Below are 20,325 nucleotides of genomic sequence, written 5' to 3' on the forward strand. Positions count from 1 at the left end.
TAAAGCCATACCTAAATATAAAAATAGATTGATTAAGACATGAATCAAAATGTAATTGATAACGAAACCCAAGAAAAATTAGATGCCTTCATTAAGCAAGAAGAGGGTGACTCTAATGACTACAAAGGTCTACTGGCCATATTCATCACGCTAGTAGCAATAGGTATGTCTTTATTTCATTTATATGCAGCCTACTCGATTGTTCCAACGCATCAACTCAGAGTTATTCACGTTGCCCTAGTCTTGTTTTTAGTGTTCCTGAGCTTTCCTATTGCCGCTCGTTTTAAAAATCAGTTGAAGTTTTGGGATGTTTTATTTGCCATAGGCTCAGTTGCCATAGGCTATTACATTCTGGCCGGCGGCGACGGACTCATGGACAGAAATACTGCCCCAAATTCTATTGACGTCATGGTTGGTATTGCGCTCATCCTACTCATTCTAGAGAGTGTGAGAAGAACCAATGGCATGGTGCTCGTCACCGTTACAGTGCTTTTCTTGCTCTATGCCTTCTTTGGTAACTACCTTCCGGCTCCATGGACTCACAAAGGCTATGACTTAGATCGGCTCGTGGGTTATATGTACATGAGTCTTGAGGGCATCTATGGCACTGCAGTCGACGTCTCTGCAACCCTGATTATTCTTTTCACTATCTTTGGCGCCTTTTTACAATTTACTGGTGCGGGAAAATTCTTCATCGACTTCTCTTTTGCCGCAATGGGCGGAAAATCATCTGGGGTGGGAAGAACGATTGTCTTGTCCTCCTTCCTCATGGGTGGCCCATCAGGATCAGGTGTGGCAACTACCGTTACAGTTGGCTCTGTAGCTGCACCCATGCTTGATAAAGTGGGTTACGAAAAAAATGCCGCAGGTGGTCTTTTGGCTGCGGGCGGACTTGGTGCGATCATCTCACCACCGGTATTAGGAGCGGCCGCCTTTCTGATTGCTGACTTCCTCAAAATCTCCTACTTGGATGTGTTGCTCATGGCAACGATCCCCACGATTCTGTTCTACCTTGGCTTGTTTGTCATGGTTGAAATCGACGTACGTAAGTACGGCATGAAAAATATTCACTTTCCATCTGCAGAAAGCGCCTGGCAGTTAACTAAAAAATACTGGTTTCATTTTTTCTCTTTGATTTCTATTGTTGTGTTTATGATGTTTGGCTTCTCGCCAGTGATGTCAGTCTTTTGGGCTACTGTTGTTTCTGCGCTATCTAGTATGTTGCGCGAAGATACCGCAATCATTCCATGGGCTTGGTTTAAAGGTAAAGAACCGATACTCTCTGGTCTTTACAATTCCAGTTTATCGAAGGCACTCTCGTCTGGCTCTACAGGCGTATTAGCGATTGCAGCAACGTGTGCGGGTGCAGGTCTGATCGTTGGTACCGTTACCCTCACTGGCTTAGGCCTCAAATTTAGCTCCATCGTGATTCAATATGCGGGAGGCTCATTGCTGCTAACAGCCATTTTTACAGCATTGATTGTGTGGATCGTTGGCCTCGCGGTACCGGTAACTGCCTCTTATATTATTTGCGCCGTGATCGCTGCGCCGGCACTCATTAACTTGGGTGTGCCTGCATTTGCTGCGCACATGTTCATCTTCTATTACGCCGTACTTTCTGAGGTCTCGCCCCCAACAGCTTTATCTCCATTTGCTGCAGCTGCAATTTGTAAGGGCAATCCTTATAGGACCACTTTACAAACCTGGAAATACGTTGCTCCTGCAATTTTGGTGCCGTTTATGTTTGTCCTCGATAAATCAGGTGTGAGCTTGCTCCTGATGGGATCTACCAGCGCTCTAGAGCAAGCCGACTGGACACAGATTGCATGGATTTCATTTACTGCGGTAGTTGGCATCATTTGTTTAGCCGGCGGCTTACAAGGTTGGTTTATTGAAAAAACCAAAGTATTTGAGCGCGTGATCATGGTGATCTCCGGGGTGGCTTTAGCCTATCCCTCCACGGAAGCTGATCTCATTGGTTTTGTTGGATTTGCTTTGGTACTCATCACCCAACTCATGACCCACTACAAACTCAATCCTAAATCTACTTGAACATATTGAAGTAGTTCAAGATCATAAAAAATCCCGCCTCTTGAGCGGGATTTTTTATTACCGAGTATTTCAATGCATTAAATAATCTTCGTCCAAGCAGCCTTACCAGCATACTTTTTAACAGCAGTTTCATCAAACTCAAATCCTAAGCCTGGTGTCTTATGTAAGATCAAATCGCCATTCTTGAAGGTGAGCTGCTGATTGATCAATCTGCGGAAATTCAAGACCTGATCATCCAAGAAGAATTCCACAAAACGCGCATTTGGCGTTGCTGCCACTAAAGGAGCGTGCAGATCATGCATCCAATGTGGGCAAACAATCACTCCCTTTAAATCCGCATAAGCAGAAATACGACGCCACTCCGTAATACCGCCACAGACTGCCGCATCAGACTGCAGAATAGCGACACCACCAGCTTCAATTAGCTCCCTAAAACGCCAGCGTCCTGCCTCCATCTCACCGGTAGCAACATTGATCTTAGTCTGACGGGCCAGAGCTGCATGCAGATCAATCGCATCCGGGGAAAATGGCTCTTCGATCCAATGGGGGTTGTAAGCCTCAAAGCGACGAACGTATTCAAGTGCAGTCGGTAGATCACGCCAGGCATTGTTGGCATCTAAAGTCAACAAAACGTCCTCACCTACAGCCTTACGAGCAGCTTTAACCCGCGCCTCCTCTTCTCTTGGAGATAAGCGCCCTACTTTCATTTTGACAGCCTTAAAACCTTTTTTTACATAAGACTCCATTTCTTTCCCCAACATGGCGGGCGTTTTACCATCAAGGTAGTAGCCACCGCTAGCATAGGCTGGGACGCGATCATCGACGACTGATCCTAGGTATTGATGAAGGGGTAATTTCGCAGCACGCGCATTTAAGTCCCAAAGGGCGGTATCGAGGATGGAGATGCCACGCATCACTGCGCCGGCACGCCCTTGCAAAATAGACTCGTTATACATATCCATCCACAGACCTTCGCTGCGATGACTATTTTGACCAATCAGTTTTGGGGCTAGTAATTGCTCAACGGCAATCTTGGCAATATCTCCACCCGCACTGCCGACATAGCAAAATCCAATACCCTCATTACCATCCTTGCCCCGTACTTTAACCAAGCAATAATGCCGCTCTGAAACCGTTCGAGTGGAAAAGGAGGTGACCTTATCTAGGGGCACGGCTACTGCAGCAACTGATACAGATTCAATAATGGGCATGAAGATTCCTTTAACGAAAAATTGATTGTATCTACAACTTTTGCCACTTTCCTTGACCAACTTCAACAGAAAATTGCTGCACTACAACATAAAAAACGGGGAGCTTGGCAACAATATTGGATAATTGAGCGGTGAAAAAAATAGCTGGCCAATTACCTTACTTATTGAGAAACGTCATCAGTGTTGTTGGACTCTCTCTGATAGTACTTAGTTCAAGCGCGCAAGCACAACCAGCCAGTCAAACAAGTCCGGCTAGCAAAACCCCTCAGATAAAACAAAAAGCTGTCAGCACTAGTGCTAAGCAGGCCGGTATTCAGCTCAAAGACAATTCGCTCAATCGCCCTAGCAAAAGTATGAACTTAAATCCTGAATTATTTAAACGGATTGAGAGCACATACAACAATGAAAGCGGCGCGAATCTGGACTATCGCGTACAGCGCGGTTGCCTACGTCGTAGCTTTAACGAGGAGAATCTTCCAGCTAGTCTGGGCGTGGACAATCGAGAATTCAATGAGTTCTTCAAATCTCAAACTAAAGGTTTTTTTAATCGAATGCGGGGCAATTGCATTCCTTATGCATTGGCTTTGGGTAACCGTAACCGCTTCGAATCCTTAAGCGTAATGAATGGCCCGATACAGGATGTGAAGACTGAGATTTGGACTTTTACGCCATCAGCAGCGGGCAACTTTTTAGTTCAGCAAGACTACCTCAGAGATGAGTCCAAGCGCTTTACGGAAATCCAATTGCCCTTGAGCGCTGTTTTATATGACCCCAAAAAAGTGGGCGATAAATTACCCGTTGAATTGGTTTGGGAGCTGAACTCCATCATCAAGCAAATTTACCCCGAAGAAAATAATGCGCTTGAAAATACCAATAGCATTGTTCGTCTGATTGTGGACTTTGGTGATAAGGAACGCTGGGCTCAAATTTGGGCAGTGGAAATTATTGAACCGTCCTCTAGTGAAGTATTTGCCAGCGCTTTTTGGGTCGAAAGAAGTGACATCCCAGGAGGCTTTTATACCTCCAGTGGTGAATCGATTGAGCGTACTTTCTGGACCAATCCCCTGAGCTATCGACGTATCTCCCGCGGGGTTGGCAGTGTTAGAGCATCCAGTAAAAAAGTTGTGCCTCCCAAGAACGGCAGTGCTACTGCTGCTGCTCCTAAACAAAGATATCGCACCCATATGGGCATTGATTATTCGGCGCCAATTGGGACGCCAATCTTTAGCGTAGCTACAGGCAAGGTAGTGCATTTGGGCTATAGCGGCGCGTTTGGTAACCTCATCATTCTTGAGCATCCCGGTAACTACCGTACCTACTATGCCCACTTGAGCGGCTACAACGCTGAGCTAGAGGTGGGCAATGAAGTACGGCGTGGTCTTGAGATTGGCTATGTCGGATCGACTGGACGTTCCACAGGTCCCCATCTCCATTTTGAATTGAGAAAGGATGGGGTCTATGTTGATCCCTATGCAGTCAAAACCCAGCTGGATTTGTGGAATATGCGCGATAGCGATAGTGGATTACTCACTCGAGAAATTCTATTGCTGGGTTCGCCACCCATGAATTAGGAGATGCAAATCAATAATTGAAAGGGGCCCATAAGGCCCCTTTATTTTTTAATGCTGAGGTATTAACCAAGCACCAATACTGGTATCTTGGAATGCACAATCACCTCGTGCGTTTCGCTTCCCAATAAGACGCTCTTAATACCAGTACGCTTGTGTGAAGCCATCACAATCACATCAGCTTTGGATTTCTTAGCGGCATCCAAAATACCCTCTGATAAATTGCTATTAGGGATATGAAGAGTACCCGCTTTTACACTGGCGCCCAATAAAAGAGAGGCCTTTTTAAAGACATCTTTGGCATAAGCCTCGCAAACCTTCTTATGGTCTTTTTGAGAAATTCCGTAACCCATCGAGCTATCGGAATACACCATCGGCGGCATTGGATCAGAAACATAAACCAATGTCACGGCAGCTTTATCGGCCTTTGCAAGCTCAGCTACCTTTTTTAAGGACTTTTTACTCACATCTGAACCATCCACTGGTACTAATAAATGCTTGAACATATTGACTCCTGTTAAATTAACCCTAATACCTTTCATTCCATCATAATCTTTATTGCTCAACTGTAAAAGCATAAAAAGGAAACTAAATTGCTCAAGTACTTTGCAGTGTATTTTTCGTTTCTAGTGACACTGATCATCATCGATTTAATTTGGCTTCTTGGCATCGCCAGGAACCTCTATCGTGACGAGATGGGATCCCTCATGGCCAATGAGCCAAAATTGTGGGCAGGACTGGCTTTTTATCTCTTATACGCACTTGGGGCATCGATTTTCGTGATCTTTCCAGCGATTTCAAAACAGTCCTGGGTATACGCAGCGCAGTATGGGGTCTTATTTGGCTTCTTTTGTTATATGACTTACGATCTCACTAATCTTGCAGTGATTCGTGACTTTCCCATGCGCTTAGCATTTGTAGACATTGCCTGGGGATCTGCTGTTACCGCACTATCGGCGACTATCGCCTACTGGGTAGGCAATCGGATAGCTTAAGAGCCTATCGCATATGCGTTTTTTTCACCCCAAACTACTCGACTCCCTGAAGGGCTATAACGGCGCCCTGTTAAGTAAAGATATATTGGCAGGCATCACGGTTGGGGTAGTTGCACTACCTTTAGCAATGGCATTTGCGATTGCCAGCGGACTCAAACCAGAAGCAGGTATCTTTACTGCAATCATTGCTGGCGGATTCATTTCCATCTTAGGCGGCAGTCGTGTGCAAATTGGCGGGCCAGCTGGCGCATTCATTGTCATTGTTTACGGCATTGTTGAGCACTACGGCCTTGCCAACTTACTCCTAGCAACCGTCATGTCTGGGATATTTTTATTTCTCATGGGGCTCTTTAGGCTAGGGACATTAATTCGCTTTATTCCAGTAGCGGTCATTATTGGTTTTACCAACGGCATTGCTGTGCTAATTGGACTATCTCAAGTAAAAGAATTTTTTGGTCTTCAAATCACTAAAATGCCTGCTGAGTTTTTTCAAGCAGTCCAAACTCTGTATGCTGCTGCAGACACTATTAATCCTATCGCTTTGATGTTGTCGATCGGAACCCTCACCTTTCTGATTGTTTGGCGAGTGTTTCAGAAACAGTTGGGCTATCTTAAGCACCTCCCAGGAACTGTCATTGCTATGGCTACGGCTACCATAGTAACAAGCGTACTCAATCTTCCAGTAGACACCATTGGCAGTCGTTTTGGCGGCATTCCCTCTGGTCTACCTAGTTTTGAATGGATCCCCATTAGCTGGGGTACCGCTCAATTTGTCATTGCACCTGCCATTACTCTTGCCCTACTTGGGGCGATCGAATCACTGTTATGCGCCCGGATTGCTGATGGGCTTATTCATGATCGTCACGACTCCAATCAAGAGCTAATGGCTCAAGGCGTTGCCAATGTAGTCACTCCATTCTTTGGTGGCATGCCAGCCACAGGAACTATTGCTAGAACGGTGACCAATATACAAAGCGGAGGAAGCACCCCAATTGCCGGGGTTGTTCACTCGGCAACCTTGCTGGTGATTATTTTATTTGGAGCACCACTAGCAAAAAATATTCCTCTAGCAAGCCTCGCTGCCATCCTCATGTTTGTTGCCTGGAATATGGGCGAGTGGAGAAAGTTTGCAGACCTCAAGCAATTTCGCCTGCCTTATCGCTTAACGATGTTGAGTGTATTTGTTCTGACCATCGTGCTAGATCTCACTATCGCAATACAAGTAGGCTTGCTGCTTGCTTTCGTCACTTTCATTTATCGCATCTCCAGTTTGTCACGCTATGAACCGGTCAATCTCGCCGATTTTCCAGAGCTAAAGCAGCATCAGGGAAGGATTGCTGTATTCAGAATTTATGGCGCCATCTTTTTCGGCGCAGTCAAAATTCTGGAGAACATTGAAAACGAATTGCCCTCACAAGTATTGATTCTTGAACTTAAGAACGTGATCTACATCGATGTTTCTGGTATGGACGCTGTACTTGAACTTGAAACAGTTTGTAAAAATCGGAATATCAAACTCATCATTTGTGGTCTAGCACATCAACCCTACGAGATGGCCACTCGAGCAGGCCTCTTAGAGCGTCTGCCTGTGGATTGCATCTATCCAGACCTACAGCAGGGCACTGCTAGAGCAATCAGTCAATCCCATTAACTGATACAGAAACCGCCTTTCAGTAAAGCGTCCGGCAAATACCAGGCACGATAAAGTCCAAATAGAGCGGCTGACAACAAAAGACCTGCAGCGATGTATCTCACCACAGCATATTGACTAAGTTGTGTCAGGGCTGCTGAAAATTTTGAAATCAACAATAGATTTGGCAAGGTGCCTAAACCAAATGCCAGCATTAGCGCTGCACCCGTTAAGACATCTCCCGATAAAAAAGCGAGCGGCAAAACACTATAGACCAAACCACAGGGAACCAGACCCCATATCATCCCACTAAACCAGCGAGATGAACGACCCGTGAAGCCCCCTAAATATTGAGCCCAATAAGCGGCCATTCGTGCGCCAAGCCACTTGCCAAACAATGGAGAGCCATTTGGTCTTGGACGCAGTAGACGTAAACCCATTAGCAATAAAATAAGTGATGTAATGGCAAACAAAGGGCGCTGAATGGGTACAAAATTTTGCTGCCAAAGAACTGCGCCAGACCAAGCAGCCAAGGCGCCGAGTAAAACATAGGTCATTAAACGACCCGCATGCATGATGATCTGAAGATAAAACAGCTCGGACTTGCTTTGCAATGGAATGTAGTTTTCTCCATTGGAGCTACCTTGACGCTCAACGGCGGCAGCAATACCGCCACACATCAAAGCGCAGTGCCACCCACTAACTAGAGCGCCCAAGAAGACCGCCAACAGAAGACTGGCAGTCAGCATTCGAGAGAAATATTAAAATTGCACATTATCCGAGTAGAATAAACCGATCTGGTAAATGATCTAATATGAATTACACCAACTCAGATGTCCCCAGCGGCAAATGCTCGGTCTGTGTACTGGGTCAGTTTTGCTTGCCCGTGGGAATTAGCCAATCTGATATTGCCAAGATTGATACCCTCGTCAAAGAGCGGGTTCACCTACAAAAAGGTGAAAGCCTTTACCGTCACGGTGATCCACTATCTGCGGTCTACAGCATTCGTTTTGGCACCCTCAAGACCGAGTATGGTTTAGAGGATGGTCGTCAACAAGTGATTGGCTTTCATCTACCCGGTGAGATCTTAGGGCTTGATGGTATCGGTGAAGGTAGCTATCAATCTGAAGCGATTGCCCTAGAAGAGAGCGAGGTTTGTATTATTCGCTATGAGGCATTTGAGGATTTGGCACTGCAAATTCCGGCACTGCAAAAGCAATTTCACCGTATTTTGAGCCGAGAACTCACACAAGATCAACGTCACCTACTCTCACTCGGTAGTTTGCGTGCTGAGGAGCGTTTAGCAAGCTTTCTGCTCAATCTTTCTCAACGTCTGGCTGCACGAGGCTATCTCAATAATGAATTTGATTTGCGCATGAGTCGCGTAGAAATTGGCAGCTATCTTGGGATTCAGATTGAAACAGTCAGCCGAATGCTCTCACGCTTTGCAGAATCAGGACTTATTCAAATTAAACAACGTCATATCAAACTCATTGACATGGACGGACTGCATGAACTGGCAGGCACCCCAAACCCTGAACGCACAGTTCAGATCAAACCTTGTATCTAGTTAAAGCCTATATCAAACTTTTATCCGAGCCCTTAGCATCAGTATGAATTCCCGGAAGAATATAGGCTGTCAGGGCACTCGAAAATGAGCAAAAGATCCAAATAATAAAAAAGCCAATAGTGTAAATACCCTCATCCGAGATATTGGGGTGATGACCAAAAAACAATATCTCAGCAGGATGCACAATGCTAAAGAGTAGGCCTTCGGCCAAGATAGAAACCAAGAATGAAGGCCACATAATCCAGATGAATAGGCGGTACTTCATTTGCGGTCCTGCTCCACTTTAAGCTGCTCCACTTTGAGTCCACGCTTCACCACACCATCTCGTACCGGCTTATCTGAGTAGAGATTGACCGCCAAATAAATAGTAATCACACATCCAATGGCAGCAACTGCTGGACCACTGATCAGCAGCCAAGGCCAAAGCTGTTTAAACCAAGGCTTATTCGCTTCATGTTCTGACATATTTCTCCTCTCTCTACCTTTCGCTATATAGCTTAGCGGGGAATAATAAAACTAGATTTTTCATCACGCGTCCTGATAATCAACTCGCTACCAGATAGCTCTTGACCAATGACATCAAAGTAAATTGGGTAATTACCAGACTCATGTGCACCTACAGTAGTACTTACTTTAATCGGAATCAAAAGATTACTGGCTGGCCCTACCGCAACCTCCGTAAGCAACTCTCCCTGAGAATTAAGTATTCTTAAATCCGATAGGCCACTTGCCTTCAGCTGTACATTCATCTTATTTTCTGATGCATTCATGATCTGAATACGGTAAATATTTTCAATACGGACACCATCCACTTCGCGAGCCAATGCTCCGCGATCACGCATGACATCAACCCTTAAGGGATTTCGGGTCAACAATGAGATCAAGAAGGCACTGGTAAGCACAGTAATAAAAGCGATGTAGATCAAAACACGTGGTCGTAAAATATGACGTAGTGCATTTTGGTTGGTTTCTTTTTCTTCAATGGCTCGCTCGGTTGTATACCGAATCAAGCCTTTTGGATAATCCACTTTTTCCATTACTTGATCACAAGCATCAATACAGGCGCCGCAACCAATACACATGTATTGCAGGCCATCTCGGATGTCAATGCCGGTTGGGCAGACTTGTACACAAATACTGCAATCTACGCAATCACCTAGACCCAGAGTTGTATGATCTGCTGACTTGTTACGGCTACCCCGTGGTTCACCCCGAACCTTATCGTAGGTGACCAAGAAAGTATCTTTGTCTACCATCACACTTTGGAAGCGTGCATATGGACACATATATTTACACACTTGCTCGCGCATGAAGCCCGCATTACCCCAGGTTGCAAAGCTATAAAAACACAACCAAAAGGTTTGCCATGGTCCCAAAGAAAGATGCAAGATGGAGGCGCTGAGGGTTTCAATTGGAGTGAAATAGCCAATGAAAGTAAAACCAGTCCAAAAAGCAATCAAGAACCACAGGAAATGCTTAGTAATTTTGAGGCGCCACTTACGAATACCCCAAGGCCATTCTTCACCGTCTAAGCGAATCCGCGCAAAACGATCGCCTTCAACCTTACGCTCGATCCACATAAAAATTTCGGTATAGACCGTTTGGGGACAAGCGTAGCCACAAAATAATCGACCCGCAATCGCCGTGAATAAAAAGAGAGCTAAGGCAGAGAGAATTAACAGGAGTGTGAGATAAATGACGTCCTGTGGCCACAGCACGAGGCCGAAGATATAAAACTTACGCTGAATTAAATCAAAGAGTACTGCTTGACGATCATTCCAGCTAATCCAAGGCAGACCATAAAACAATAATTGCGTTGCAAATACCAAGATGAGACGCCAGCGAGCAAATAAGCCACTAACAGATCGTGGGTAAATCTTTCGTCGGATCTCGTAAAGAGATTGCTCAATCACATCTATCGGAATAGGCTTGCCTACCGGCGAATGATCTGACACTGATTACTTAGCTGCAGCCGTCTTGTTGTTGGACAAACCCCAAACATAAGCCGTCAAAAGATGAATTTTTTCGGAGCTCAACACCTTATCTTGAGACGGCATCATAGCCATGCGGCCTTTAGTGAGAGTCTCCACTATGGTTGCCTCTGATCCACCATATAGCCATGTCTTATCAGTTAGGTTAGGCGCTCCCATGGCAATATTGCCTTTACCCTCCACACCATGACAAGCCACGCAATTCGATTTAAATAATTCTGCGCCACGAGCGACTTTTGTATCGTCAGCAGGTAGGCCAGATAAGCTACGAACATAGTTGGCTAAATCTACAATCTGCGCAGCCTCGAGATGTCCATATGCAGGCATCACTCCATTACGTCCGTTAATGAGGGTCGTCTTAATATTTTCTGGGGAACCGCCATAGAGCCAATCTCCATCGGTCAAATTCGGGAAGCCCTTGGCACCGCCTGCATCTGAACCATGGCACTGAGCACAGGAGTTTAAAAATAAACGCTGACCCATTTGACGTGCCTTGGGATCTGCAGCAACTTCCTCAATATCCATCTTCACGTATTTAGCGTATACAGGCTTTAACTCATCATTTGCTTCTGTCATTGAACTCATTAAAGCACCGTCAGTGGTGTAGCCAACTACTCCTGGGAATGAACCCAAACCCGGGAATAAAACGAGGTAGATCAAAGCAAAGATGCAAGAAAGTAAGAACATCCACGCCCACCAGCGTGGCAATGGATTGTTGAGTTCGCGCAAATCGCCATCCCAAACATGACCCGTATCGGCTACTGCACCATCTGCTGTATGGATTACCTTGGCTTTACGTTGTGAAGCTAAAAGCCAAATACACCAAACAATACCGACTAATGAAACTAGCGCAATGTAATTACTCCAACCGCTATTAAAAAAGTCACTCATGATTTGTCCTTACTAAATTCATCTGGGAGATCAAATGGCAGTTCGGCTGATTCTTCATTGGCAGACTTTCTACCTGGAGACCAAGCCCACCAAACAATCCCTACAAAAAACGCGAGTCCAATGAGGGTAGAAAAAGCGGAGAGGTAAGCGGTAATCTGTTCCATTTGATTTATTTCGCAACAACTTCATCAACCATGATGTAGCGACGATTGATACCTAAACCTTGAAGGTAGGCAATCAAAGCATCCTCTTCAGTCTTGCCTTCTAATTCCTTAGGGGCTTCTGCAATCATGTCATCAGTGTAAGGAACACCCAAACGGCGCATTGCCACCATATGAGCCTGAATCGAGGAAGCGTCGGCAGCACTCTTCTGTAACCAAGGATACCCAGGCATATTGGACTCGGGAACTACATCACGCGGGTTACGTAAGTGGATGCGATGCCAATCATCGGAGTAACGAGCACCAACCCGAGCCAAGTCAGGACCTGTACGTTTACTACCCCATAAGAAAGGATGGTCAAATACTGACTCGCCAGCCAAAGAGTAAGGGCCATAACGCTCAACCTCTGAGCGTAATGTACGGATCTGCTGCGAGTGACAGCCAACACAACCTTCACGCTGGTAGATATCGCGGCCAGCCAAACGTAATGCTGTGTATGGCGCTATGCCAGGGCTTGGTTCAGTTGTTGTGTGCTGAAAAAATAGCGGAACAATTTGCACTAAACCAGCAATCGACACCACAACGATGGTGGCAATAATTAACCAACCAACATTTTTTTCAAGCGTTCCATGGGAAAAGAATTTATTTTCACTAGACATTTTTCTTCCCCTTAGTGAGCAGTTACAGAAGTTTGTGGAATGGGGGCATTGACGAATGCTTTACCAACCACTGTCCTATAAACGTTATATGCCATTAAGAACATACCGCTTAAGTAACAGAGGCCGCCCAACAAACGAATCACATAGAAAGGATAGGTTGCTTTTACAGACTCAACAAAGCTGTAAGTTAATGTGCCATCTGGTTCAAATGCTCTCCACATCAAACCTTGCATTACTCCAGCAATCCACATCGCAGCGATATAAAGAACCACACCGATCGTAGCGATCCAGAAGTGCACCTCAATTAAGCGGGTGCTATACATGTCTTTCTGTCCAACTAAACGGGGGATCAGGTAGTACAGGGAACCAATCGTAATCATGGCAACCCACCCGAGGGCACCTGAATGAACGTGGCCAATAGTCCAGTCGGTGTAATGCGACAAGCTATTGACAGTCTTGATAGACATCATTGAACCCTCAAACGTAGACATACCGTAGAAAGACAATGCCACTACCAAGAATTTCAAAATCGGATCGGTGCGCAATTTAAACCAAGCACCAGACAAAGTCATGATGCCGTTGATCATGCCGCCCCATGATGGAGCCAGCAGAATAATTGAGAACACTGTTCCAAGGGACTGCGTCCAGTCAGGCAAGGACGTGTGTTGTAAATGATGGGGACCTGCCCACATATAGGTAAAGTTCAAAGCCCAGAAGTGGACGATGGATAAGCGATATGAATAGATTGGACGCTCTGCTTGCTTCGGAATGAAGTAATACATCATACCCAAGAAACTAGTGGTTAAGAAAAAGCCAACTGCATTGTGGCCATACCACCACTGCACCATAGCATCCTGCACACCAGCATATGCGGAATAGGATTTCCACATACTTGCTGGCATTTCTAAATTGTTAAAAATATGCAAAATGGCAATCGTCAGGATATACGCGCCAAAGAACCAATTAGAAACATAAATATGTTTGGTTTTGCGCTTCATGATGGTGCCAAAAAACACCACAGCATAGGCAACCCAAACCAAGGTGATCAGGATATCAATTGGCCACTCTAGCTCTGCATACTCTTTAGAAGTTGAAATACCCAACGGCAAGGTTACTGCTGCCAACACAATCACAGCCTGCCAACCCCAAAAGGTAAAAGCCGCTAGTTTGTCGCAAAAGAGTCTAGCCTGGCATGTGCGCTGTACGATGTAATAAGACGTCGCAAATAAAGCCGACCCACCGAATGCAAAAATGACCGCATTGGTATGTAATGGTCGTAAGCGGCCATAGCTTAACCAGGGAATATTAAAAGTGATATCAGGCCAAATTAGCTGAGCAGCAAGGACAACTCCCACGAGCATACCCACAATTCCCCAAAGCACCGTAACGATGGCAAATTGGCTGACAACCTTGTAATTGAAGGTATCTTGATTGCTCCCCACGGTAAGTCCCATGGTTTCTCCTTTTTTGTGACCCAGCAGCGACATAATTCAAATAGACTGAAGTCATTATCAAAGTAAGCCTCATGGGGCGTTTTGATCTATGTCAAAAAGGATGCCTGCATTTAGGCATCCTGCAACTCGAATGAGGTGCTTGTACCACCTAAGTACTTAAAAAATAGAGTTATTTTTTATAGTGATCACTTATATTCTTGGATTTAGGCGTATCGTCATCCATCAAAATTGCTTCCCCTGGGCCCTCAAGATCATCAAATTGACCTGCCTTCACAGACCAAAAGAAAATCCAAGCCAAGAGGCCGATCAACAGCAAGGAAATAGGAATTAATAGAAAAAGGCTTTCCATACCTCTAGTCTAGGCCTTTCTGAGGCGCCAGGCATTTAATGTGACCGCCAAGGAGGATAGAGACATACCAATACCAGCAACCCAGGGATTGACCCACCCCATCATCGCCACTGGAATGGCCAGCAAGTTATAGGCCAGCGCCCAAATCAAGTTTTCTTTAATCACCCGCTGCGTTTTATCAGCCAGTAGTAGCGATTGGGCCAACGGAGCTAAGGAGTTTGCAGTCAAGATCGCATCCGCACCCGCTGTAGCGAGAGGTGCGCCCGCTCCGACCGCAATAGAAACATCTGCTCGCGCCAATAAAGGGGCATCGTTAATACCATCACCAATTGCCCAAACAACCCGATCCTTTTTTTGCAGGCTCTCAATATAGCGATATTTGTCTTCTGGAGAGCACGCACCTTTGAACCGATCGATACCAACATGGTGCGCCCACCATGCCACCGTCACTTCATCATCCCCTGAAACCAAATGGACCGCAATCTTGCGAGACCTCGCTGCAGTTAACAACTTTTCCAATCCCGCTCTTGGAGTATCTAAGAATAGAAAGCTCGCAATCAACCCCTGGTCATCTGCTAGATGTACTTGCCCATATTGACCATCTTGCGCAATCTGCTGAGCACCCACCCACGCAGCACTTCCCAGTCGATAAATACCCGAGCTCAGGCCTTTGCCTAATTGATTGATCACTACCTCAGGCAAGGTGCTGAGCGAAAGATTTTCAGCTTCTGCAGCACGCAATAGTGATAGCGCAAGAGGATGTTTTTGACCTGCCTCCATGGACGCAGCAATTTTCAATGCATCTACTAGAGAAAAATCTGAGCGGGCAACTAGGACTTCTTGTAATTCTGGTTGACCCATAGTGAGAGTGCCGGTTTTGTCCAGCACTAAATCCGTCACTTTGACCAAACCTTCGAGTACATGACCGCGCACAATCAACATACCGAGTTTTGTTACGGCGCCCTGGGCTGCAGCCATCGCCGTTGGTAAGGCGAGAGATAGGGCGCAAGGGCAACTAGCAACTAGCACAGAGACCAAAACAGTCCAAGCCCTACTCGGGTCGACGTAGCACCAAATTGCTGAAGATAAAAAAGCAACTATCAACAGAAGACCTACAAAATACCCAGCCCACTTTTCTGCGAGACTGACCATGACAGGCTTCGCTTGCAGTGCCTGATCAAGCAATGAAGCGATACCTGCAATACGAGTAGATTGGCCCACAGCATCGATTCTGATCAATATGGGATTAAGAATATTGTGCGTACCTGCATATACTCGATCACCAATCTTCTTATCAATCGGCTTGGACTCACCAGTAAGCAGCGACTCATCTAAAGAGCTCTCAGACTCAATCAAAACTCCGTCAGCTGGAACCACATCACCTGGAGGAACACGAATCACTTCACCAGGGTTACAGCGAACCACTGGCACAATTTCAACCTGCAAAGATGTTGGATAGCTCGACACCCGCTCACATGTAGCGGGCAATTGTTTTGCCAAAGCCTCTGCCCCACCTTGAGCATCCTGTCGTGCCAATAACTCTACATAGCGTGCCGCCAAAATAAAGGCAACAAACATGGTGATGGAATCAAAATAGCCTTGACCTGAGCCTGTTACGAGATTTACGGTGCCCGCACTAAATGCTAGGGCTAGAGCCAAAGCAATTGGCACATCCATACCCAACATATGCGTTTGCCGAAACGAAGCAACACTCCTCCAGGCTGCCCGGAAAATCGGGCCAGCTGAATAAGTCATCACTGGAACCGTGAGAATCCAGCTAGTCCAGCCCAAAAGCAGGTCATATTCCACCGTAATATCACTATCACCAACATAACTTGGCCAGGCATACATCATGACTTGCATCATGCCTAGTAATGCAACCCCCAGTCTAGTAAGTAATTGCCGACGTTCTTTTTTAGATTTCTCAATGGAGAGTGAGGGCTCAAAAGGCCACGCCTCATAACCAATGCGTTCTATCTCAAAGAGTAAGCGAGCAAGACTGGTTTTCTCAGGTGAAAATTCCACCTTGACCTTTTGACTTACGTAGTTAATCTGCACTTCTTTGACACCAGGCATACGTCGTAGGTGCTGCTCGCATAACCACACACAAGCAGCACAGCGAATCTTCTCTAATCGTAGAGTAGTCTCTAAATCAGACCCATCACCACTAGGCCGAGTATATCTACCGAGCAAAGAAGGATCATCGTATGGAGTCAGACTGTTAGGAATTTCACTGGAAGCAAGATAGGCTGCTGGCTTATCGCTTGACTGTGCGCGGCGTACATAGAATACTTCTAGCCCTTCACCATGAATCGTTTGCGCAATTGCCATACATCCAGCGCAACAGAATTTTCTATGGACACCAGCAAGCTTAAGCTCATAAGAATCATTTGGAAGAATAAAGCTGCCACAGTGATAACAGCTATTACTTGGCAAGCTAGGGCTCATGAATAAATCATGACTTACGGGCGATAGACCCACTCGCCCAGCCATTACGACGCTCATAGAGCACAAACAGAACACCCCAAACTACCACTGCAGCATAGGCCCAGACCCAAGATATTTGTGAGGCACGCGAGCCTGTTAAGTCAAGGACAAAACCAAAGATAGCGGGGCCCAACAACCCGCCTCCAAAGCCCATTAAAGAATGGAGCCCCATTGCGGCACCTTTAATATTTTCTTTAGCACTAATAACTAAGCCCGCAGTTAAGGTGGCGGAATCAGCCATGATAAAAATCGTGTGCCCCACTGCTAGGGCAATAATCAACCACCAAGACTGTCCTGTTGATAAAGCGAGTGCCACTCCAAATGCTGCACTAGATAGCATGACAAAGAAAATCCATTTTTGACGTCCTATTCTTAAGGCAATTTCATTCCCGATGATAGATGCAGGAACCCCAAAGAAATTAATCACACCTGCAAGAGTCGTTGCAGTTAATAAAAAGGAATCACCTGTCAGAATGGCACAGAAACCAAAAAAGGCTACGATCCAACTGCGGGAGGCAAATAACTCGATTGAGTGGGCGGTATAGCCAAAGATAAATCCTGAGGCTGTTTTATCTTGCAGTACTAAGCGCCACTTATCAAGCGGAAAAATATCACGCAAGTGAATGCGTATTGGACCGTGCCACTTTTCATGGGTGAGTGCGGGAATAAATAAGAGCACAATCAACAATGCAGTAAATGGGCCTAAGGCAATGATTCCAAAAACATAGCGCCAGCCCAAGCTATTTAAGATCCAACCAGAGCATAGATAAGAGAAGCCAGTACCAATCCCAAAGAATGCGGTGTAGAAGGCAATATGGCGGGTCAGTTCGCCGGTTTTAATGCGATCTGACAGAATTTTTAAGCCGGGCATATAAGTGCCCGCTAGACCAATTCCATTGAGCGCCATAAATATCAAGGCAGTCCAAAAGTTATAGGCAAAGAGACCCATGCCGAGTAATCCACAGCTTGCTGAAAGACCGCCTACGAGATAGACTTTTTTGGCATCAACGCGATCGGTGAGAGCCGTTGCCAATGGGACCATCAGCATGTAACCAAAAAAGAAGGCGCTAGCAATAAGACCAGACTGTAAATTGCTGAGATGCCATTCATCTTGTAATGTTGTTAATACCACTGCGTAACAAGCAAAACCCAATAGCGCACAAGTTTGCGCCATCAGCATCAGGGGTGTGTAACCAGTGGGTTTCAAACGCATAAGAACTTACTGCTGACTACTGTTAGGGGAATCCTGAAAACCATTCGAACGGAAAGTGAGGACCAAAGTATCTCTATAGCCGTGCTGTCCCAAGGGCTGAATCGGGGTAGATTCATGAATCATTCTTTCATCATTCATCAGCAATAAAGACCAAGGCTCGGTGAGAGTAAATCGCAAACCAGTAGAACCGGTTGCACTAAAAATTCGGGTCTCGCCACCCTTGACATCAACTCGATTGAGTAAAAAGACGGCTACAAAATCAACGCCGTCACGATGGGCACCCTCAGGTGTTGGCCGCCCAATCCCATCAGTCGTATCAATTCGAAATTGGTGAGCCTCAATAAACCAAGTATTGACCTTCTTCAGGCCATTCAGAATCTGTGCCAAACCCAGCAAAAGAGAATGCCATGCAGGATTACTAGTGAGCTCAGCTTGCGAAGGCTCAAACCAACGCTCGATACCGCCATGCAAAGCGTTGTAATCAACAGACTGCCAGTGGGCTCGATGTGGCACGCTCGCCAGAGATTCGCCCCTGATCTCAAAGCTTGAGTGGCGGCGAAAACGATACCGTCCACCATCCTTCAGGTACGGGTCCCGAGGCAAGTCCTCCCAAAATTGATTGAGATTGAGTAGCTGAGCAAGATCAACATGTGCAATTTGCGCCACATCCTGAGCAGAGACGACTGCAAAACCATCTTCTCGTAAAGATTGAACCAGCTCCCTGGCGGGTGTTAGTGGAGGTAAAAGGCTGGAAAGAGTCATGGGTTTATTTTAGGCGCATACCAACCGACTTAGGAATACAGATTCAAGCGGTTGCGCACCTCCCCCACGTGGCCTTTTAGGTCATACAACTCTTTTGCATCCAACATAGATACTTTGATATTGCCCACCCTTCGCTCAATATTCTCCAAATCCTTGAGATTCTTTTCTTTTAAATCTGGATTAGATGCATTTCTTTCTACCACTTTAAGCTCCTCATACACCTGAGATAACTTGAGGCGCAGGAGTAAATTTTTAGCTGCAGGAATATAGGTAAATAAGGGAATCAAAATTACCAGAAGTGGGATCACAATTTTTGCAAAGCGTCCAATCCATACCGCTGTCCAAAAAGGCAAGTGACGATGCAAGAAAGACGGACCATCCTTTAAGTAGATTTCAGCATCAACATGTAAAGGAAAATCAAGGCCAGTACCCGATGGAAACTCTCCCGGCTTTTGTAAATATGCATAAGTTTTTAAAATATCGTAGGTAGCGCCAAGCAACAGTGTTACCAAAGCAGGACTAACATCATTCTTACCTACTAAGGTAGCTGTTGCGGCCAATACCTGAATGTCTTGACGCGGAAGATCATAGGCAATGCTAACGACACCTCGGGGCACTGTTACCTTTGAGAGAAAAGGGAATAAGTGAACATAAGCTTCAGCCTGCTCAAAGCTCATTAAGCGAATGCCAGGAGTTTCATAAAAATTTTTGACTAAAGGAGCCTCCGCAGCACTTACTAAAAATACAGCATCTAACTCCCCTTTTTTGAACTTCTCCAACGCATCAAGTGGCTTTAATTTTTCAGCACGAATATCACTAAGGCTCAATCCACTTGCAGAAAGTAATTGAGAGGCCAGGGATAGCGTGCCACTACCTTCATTGCCAATGGATACTCGCTTACCTTTTAGCTGACTCAATAAACCCAATCGTCCTGATTCATTTTGAAAGCTGGACTCCCTGTACCACACCCATACCGGCTCATAAAACACACCGGCGATAGAAATAAAATCAGGGTACTTAGATAAGTCGGCAACGCCACCCTGAACCATTGCAAAGTCAACGCCAGAGTGTGGATCCTTTAATAGCGCTAAATTATCGTTTGTTCCACCCGTGGTTTTTAGCTTGAGAGAAATACCCTCCTGGGCAAGCTCACTTTGGAGCTTTGTACCAAATTGCTGATAAAGGCCGGTTGGGAAACCCGTTGCCAACTCAATCGACCTAGGTGGAGGCGGCACCAACACCCAGAGTGTGGCAAATAGTATGACAACCAGAATCAAAAAGGCGATGGCAACTGCCACAGGGTTATAGATATTTTTGCGTATGAAGTTCATA

The 20,325-nt window shown here is 45.7% G+C and carries 20 protein-coding genes; 5 read left to right on the top strand and 15 right to left on the bottom strand.

The window, feature by feature from the left end; all coding sequences use genetic code 11:
* Nucleotides 1–39: 39 nt before the first annotated feature.
* Complete coding sequence (locus tag ICV89_RS08530) at nt 40–2,052, top strand: TRAP transporter fused permease subunit (RefSeq protein WP_215308187.1); 2,013 nt, start codon at nt 40–42, stop codon at nt 2,050–2,052.
* 77 nt (nt 2,053–2,129) lie between these two features.
* Here the strand turns inward: ICV89_RS08530 and ICV89_RS08535 are convergent, their stop codons facing one another.
* Nucleotides 2,130–3,263, bottom strand: coding sequence for a mandelate racemase/muconate lactonizing enzyme family protein (locus ICV89_RS08535; RefSeq protein ID WP_215308188.1), 1,134 nt, complete (start codon nt 3,261–3,263; stop codon nt 2,130–2,132).
* A gap of 131 nt (nt 3,264–3,394) precedes the next feature.
* Between ICV89_RS08535 and ICV89_RS08540 the strand changes: the two genes are divergently transcribed.
* Entirely contained in the window at nt 3,395–4,834 is a 1,440-nt protein-coding gene (locus ICV89_RS08540; RefSeq protein WP_251370823.1) for a M23 family metallopeptidase, read from the top strand.
* Nucleotides 4,835–4,896: 62 nt separating this feature from the next.
* Here the strand turns inward: ICV89_RS08540 and ICV89_RS08545 are convergent, their stop codons facing one another.
* On the bottom strand, nt 4,897–5,337 hold the full coding sequence (locus ICV89_RS08545; RefSeq protein ID WP_215308189.1) for a universal stress protein: 441 nt from the start codon (nt 5,335–5,337) through the stop codon (nt 4,897–4,899).
* 105 nt (nt 5,338–5,442) lie between these two features.
* Between ICV89_RS08545 and ICV89_RS08550 the strand changes: the two genes are divergently transcribed.
* Both ICV89_RS08550 and ICV89_RS08555 read left to right on the top strand, forming a co-directional pair.
* Entirely contained in the window at nt 5,443–5,826 is a 384-nt protein-coding gene (locus ICV89_RS08550; RefSeq protein WP_256441788.1) for a DUF2177 family protein, read from the top strand.
* 13 nt (nt 5,827–5,839) lie between these two features.
* Nucleotides 5,840–7,477 (top strand): SulP family inorganic anion transporter, encoded by a 1,638-nt coding sequence (locus tag ICV89_RS08555; RefSeq protein ID WP_215308191.1) that lies wholly within the window; start codon nt 5,840–5,842, stop codon nt 7,475–7,477.
* Here ICV89_RS08555 and ICV89_RS08560 read toward each other — a convergent pair.
* Nucleotides 7,474–8,205, bottom strand: a complete 732-nt coding sequence (locus ICV89_RS08560) for a sulfite exporter TauE/SafE family protein (RefSeq protein ID WP_215308192.1) — start codon at nt 8,203–8,205, stop codon at nt 7,474–7,476. The two genes, ICV89_RS08555 and ICV89_RS08560, sit on opposite strands and share 4 nt — an antisense overlap.
* 65 nt (nt 8,206–8,270) lie before the next feature.
* Between ICV89_RS08560 and ICV89_RS08565 the strand changes: the two genes are divergently transcribed.
* The gene (locus tag ICV89_RS08565) at nt 8,271–9,026 is read left to right on the top strand and encodes a helix-turn-helix domain-containing protein (RefSeq protein WP_215308193.1); all 756 of its coding nucleotides are present in this window, start codon (nt 8,271–8,273) and stop codon (nt 9,024–9,026) included.
* Between the two features lie 7 nt (nt 9,027–9,033).
* On the opposite strand, the gene ICV89_RS08570 is transcribed toward ICV89_RS08565, so the two are convergent.
* From ICV89_RS08570 to ICV89_RS08625, 12 genes are all read right to left on the bottom strand, one after another.
* The gene (locus tag ICV89_RS08570; protein WP_215308194.1) at nt 9,034–9,291 is read right to left on the bottom strand and encodes a hypothetical protein; all 258 of its coding nucleotides are present in this window, start codon (nt 9,289–9,291) and stop codon (nt 9,034–9,036) included.
* Nucleotides 9,288–9,491 carry a FixH family protein gene (locus ICV89_RS08575; RefSeq protein ID WP_215308195.1) on the bottom strand — a complete coding sequence of 68 codons (204 nt, stop codon included), beginning with the start codon at nt 9,489–9,491 and terminating at the stop codon, nt 9,288–9,290. Before ICV89_RS08575 ends, ICV89_RS08570 begins: the two co-directional genes overlap by 4 nt.
* 32 nt (nt 9,492–9,523) lie before the next feature.
* Nucleotides 9,524–10,981 (bottom strand): cytochrome c oxidase accessory protein CcoG, encoded by a 1,458-nt coding sequence (gene ccoG / locus ICV89_RS08580; RefSeq protein WP_215308196.1) that lies wholly within the window; start codon nt 10,979–10,981, stop codon nt 9,524–9,526.
* A gap of 3 nt (nt 10,982–10,984) precedes the next feature.
* Nucleotides 10,985–11,908 (bottom strand): cytochrome-c oxidase, cbb3-type subunit III, encoded by a 924-nt coding sequence (gene ccoP, locus ICV89_RS08585; protein ID WP_215308197.1) that lies wholly within the window; start codon nt 11,906–11,908, stop codon nt 10,985–10,987.
* Nucleotides 11,905–12,072 carry a cbb3-type cytochrome c oxidase subunit 3 gene (locus ICV89_RS08590; RefSeq protein ID WP_215308198.1) on the bottom strand — a complete coding sequence of 56 codons (168 nt, stop codon included), beginning with the start codon at nt 12,070–12,072 and terminating at the stop codon, nt 11,905–11,907. Before ICV89_RS08590 ends, ccoP begins: the two co-directional genes overlap by 4 nt.
* Nucleotides 12,073–12,077: 5 nt before the next feature.
* A complete protein-coding gene (ccoO, locus tag ICV89_RS08595; protein ID WP_215308199.1) occupies nt 12,078–12,728 on the bottom strand; it encodes a cytochrome-c oxidase, cbb3-type subunit II in 651 nt (216 codons plus the stop codon).
* 11 nt (nt 12,729–12,739) lie between these two features.
* On the bottom strand, nt 12,740–14,182 hold the full coding sequence (gene ccoN / locus ICV89_RS08600; protein ID WP_215308200.1) for a cytochrome-c oxidase, cbb3-type subunit I: 1,443 nt from the start codon (nt 14,180–14,182) through the stop codon (nt 12,740–12,742).
* Nucleotides 14,183–14,351: 169 nt separating this feature from the next.
* Nucleotides 14,352–14,531 (bottom strand): cbb3-type cytochrome oxidase assembly protein CcoS, encoded by a 180-nt coding sequence (gene ccoS / locus ICV89_RS08605; RefSeq protein ID WP_215304965.1) that lies wholly within the window; start codon nt 14,529–14,531, stop codon nt 14,352–14,354.
* Nucleotides 14,532–14,540: 9 nt separating this feature from the next.
* Nucleotides 14,541–17,036 (bottom strand): heavy metal translocating P-type ATPase, encoded by a 2,496-nt coding sequence (locus ICV89_RS08610; protein WP_251370824.1) that lies wholly within the window; start codon nt 17,034–17,036, stop codon nt 14,541–14,543.
* Complete coding sequence (locus ICV89_RS08615) at nt 16,987–18,231, bottom strand: MFS transporter (protein ID WP_215308201.1); 1,245 nt, start codon at nt 18,229–18,231, stop codon at nt 16,987–16,989. Before ICV89_RS08615 ends, ICV89_RS08610 begins: the two co-directional genes overlap by 50 nt.
* Before the next feature lie 6 nt (nt 18,232–18,237).
* Nucleotides 18,238–18,993, bottom strand: coding sequence for a 2OG-Fe dioxygenase family protein (locus tag ICV89_RS08620; protein ID WP_215308203.1), 756 nt, complete (start codon nt 18,991–18,993; stop codon nt 18,238–18,240).
* Nucleotides 18,994–19,022: 29 nt separating this feature from the next.
* On the bottom strand, nt 19,023–20,324 hold the full coding sequence (locus ICV89_RS08625; RefSeq protein ID WP_215308205.1) for a TAXI family TRAP transporter solute-binding subunit: 1,302 nt from the start codon (nt 20,322–20,324) through the stop codon (nt 19,023–19,025).
* Between the last annotated feature and the right edge of the window lies 1 nt (nt 20,325).

This window comes from Polynucleobacter sp. Adler-ghost (assembly GCF_018688495.1).
Taxonomy (GTDB): domain Bacteria; phylum Pseudomonadota; class Gammaproteobacteria; order Burkholderiales; family Burkholderiaceae; genus Polynucleobacter.

What these genes read in the sequence shown, in the direction of transcription:
- ICV89_RS08530 (WP_215308187.1), top strand. Translation starts at nt 40, where the DNA reads ATGAATCAAAATGTAATTGATAACGAAACCCAAGAAAAATTAGATGCC.
- ICV89_RS08535 (WP_215308188.1), bottom strand. Translation starts at nt 3,263, where the DNA reads ATGCCCATTATTGAATCTGTATCAGTTGCTGCAGTAGCCGTGCCCCTA.
- ICV89_RS08545 (WP_215308189.1), bottom strand. Translation starts at nt 5,337, where the DNA reads ATGTTCAAGCATTTATTAGTACCAGTGGATGGTTCAGATGTGAGTAAA.
- ICV89_RS08555 (WP_215308191.1), top strand. Translation starts at nt 5,840, where the DNA reads ATGCGTTTTTTTCACCCCAAACTACTCGACTCCCTGAAGGGCTATAAC.
- ICV89_RS08560 (WP_215308192.1), bottom strand. Translation starts at nt 8,205, where the DNA reads ATGCTGACTGCCAGTCTTCTGTTGGCGGTCTTCTTGGGCGCTCTAGTT.
- ICV89_RS08565 (WP_215308193.1), top strand. Translation starts at nt 8,271, where the DNA reads ATGAATTACACCAACTCAGATGTCCCCAGCGGCAAATGCTCGGTCTGT.
- ICV89_RS08570 (WP_215308194.1), bottom strand. Translation starts at nt 9,291, where the DNA reads ATGAAGTACCGCCTATTCATCTGGATTATGTGGCCTTCATTCTTGGTT.
- ICV89_RS08575 (WP_215308195.1), bottom strand. Translation starts at nt 9,491, where the DNA reads ATGTCAGAACATGAAGCGAATAAGCCTTGGTTTAAACAGCTTTGGCCT.
- ccoP (WP_215308197.1), bottom strand. Translation starts at nt 11,908, where the DNA reads ATGAGTGACTTTTTTAATAGCGGTTGGAGTAATTACATTGCGCTAGTT.
- ICV89_RS08590 (WP_215308198.1), bottom strand. Translation starts at nt 12,072, where the DNA reads ATGGAACAGATTACCGCTTACCTCTCCGCTTTTTCTACCCTCATTGGA.
- ccoO (WP_215308199.1), bottom strand. Translation starts at nt 12,728, where the DNA reads ATGTCTAGTGAAAATAAATTCTTTTCCCATGGAACGCTTGAAAAAAAT.
- ccoN (WP_215308200.1), bottom strand. Translation starts at nt 14,182, where the DNA reads ATGGGACTTACCGTGGGGAGCAATCAAGATACCTTCAATTACAAGGTT.
- ccoS (WP_215304965.1), bottom strand. Translation starts at nt 14,531, where the DNA reads ATGGAAAGCCTTTTTCTATTAATTCCTATTTCCTTGCTGTTGATCGGC.
- ICV89_RS08610 (WP_251370824.1), bottom strand. Translation starts at nt 17,036, where the DNA reads ATGAGCGTCGTAATGGCTGGGCGAGTGGGTCTATCGCCCGTAAGTCAT.
- ICV89_RS08615 (WP_215308201.1), bottom strand. Translation starts at nt 18,231, where the DNA reads ATGCGTTTGAAACCCACTGGTTACACACCCCTGATGCTGATGGCGCAA.
- ICV89_RS08620 (WP_215308203.1), bottom strand. Translation starts at nt 18,993, where the DNA reads ATGACTCTTTCCAGCCTTTTACCTCCACTAACACCCGCCAGGGAGCTG.
- ICV89_RS08625 (WP_215308205.1), bottom strand. Translation starts at nt 20,324, where the DNA reads ATGAACTTCATACGCAAAAATATCTATAACCCTGTGGCAGTTGCCATC.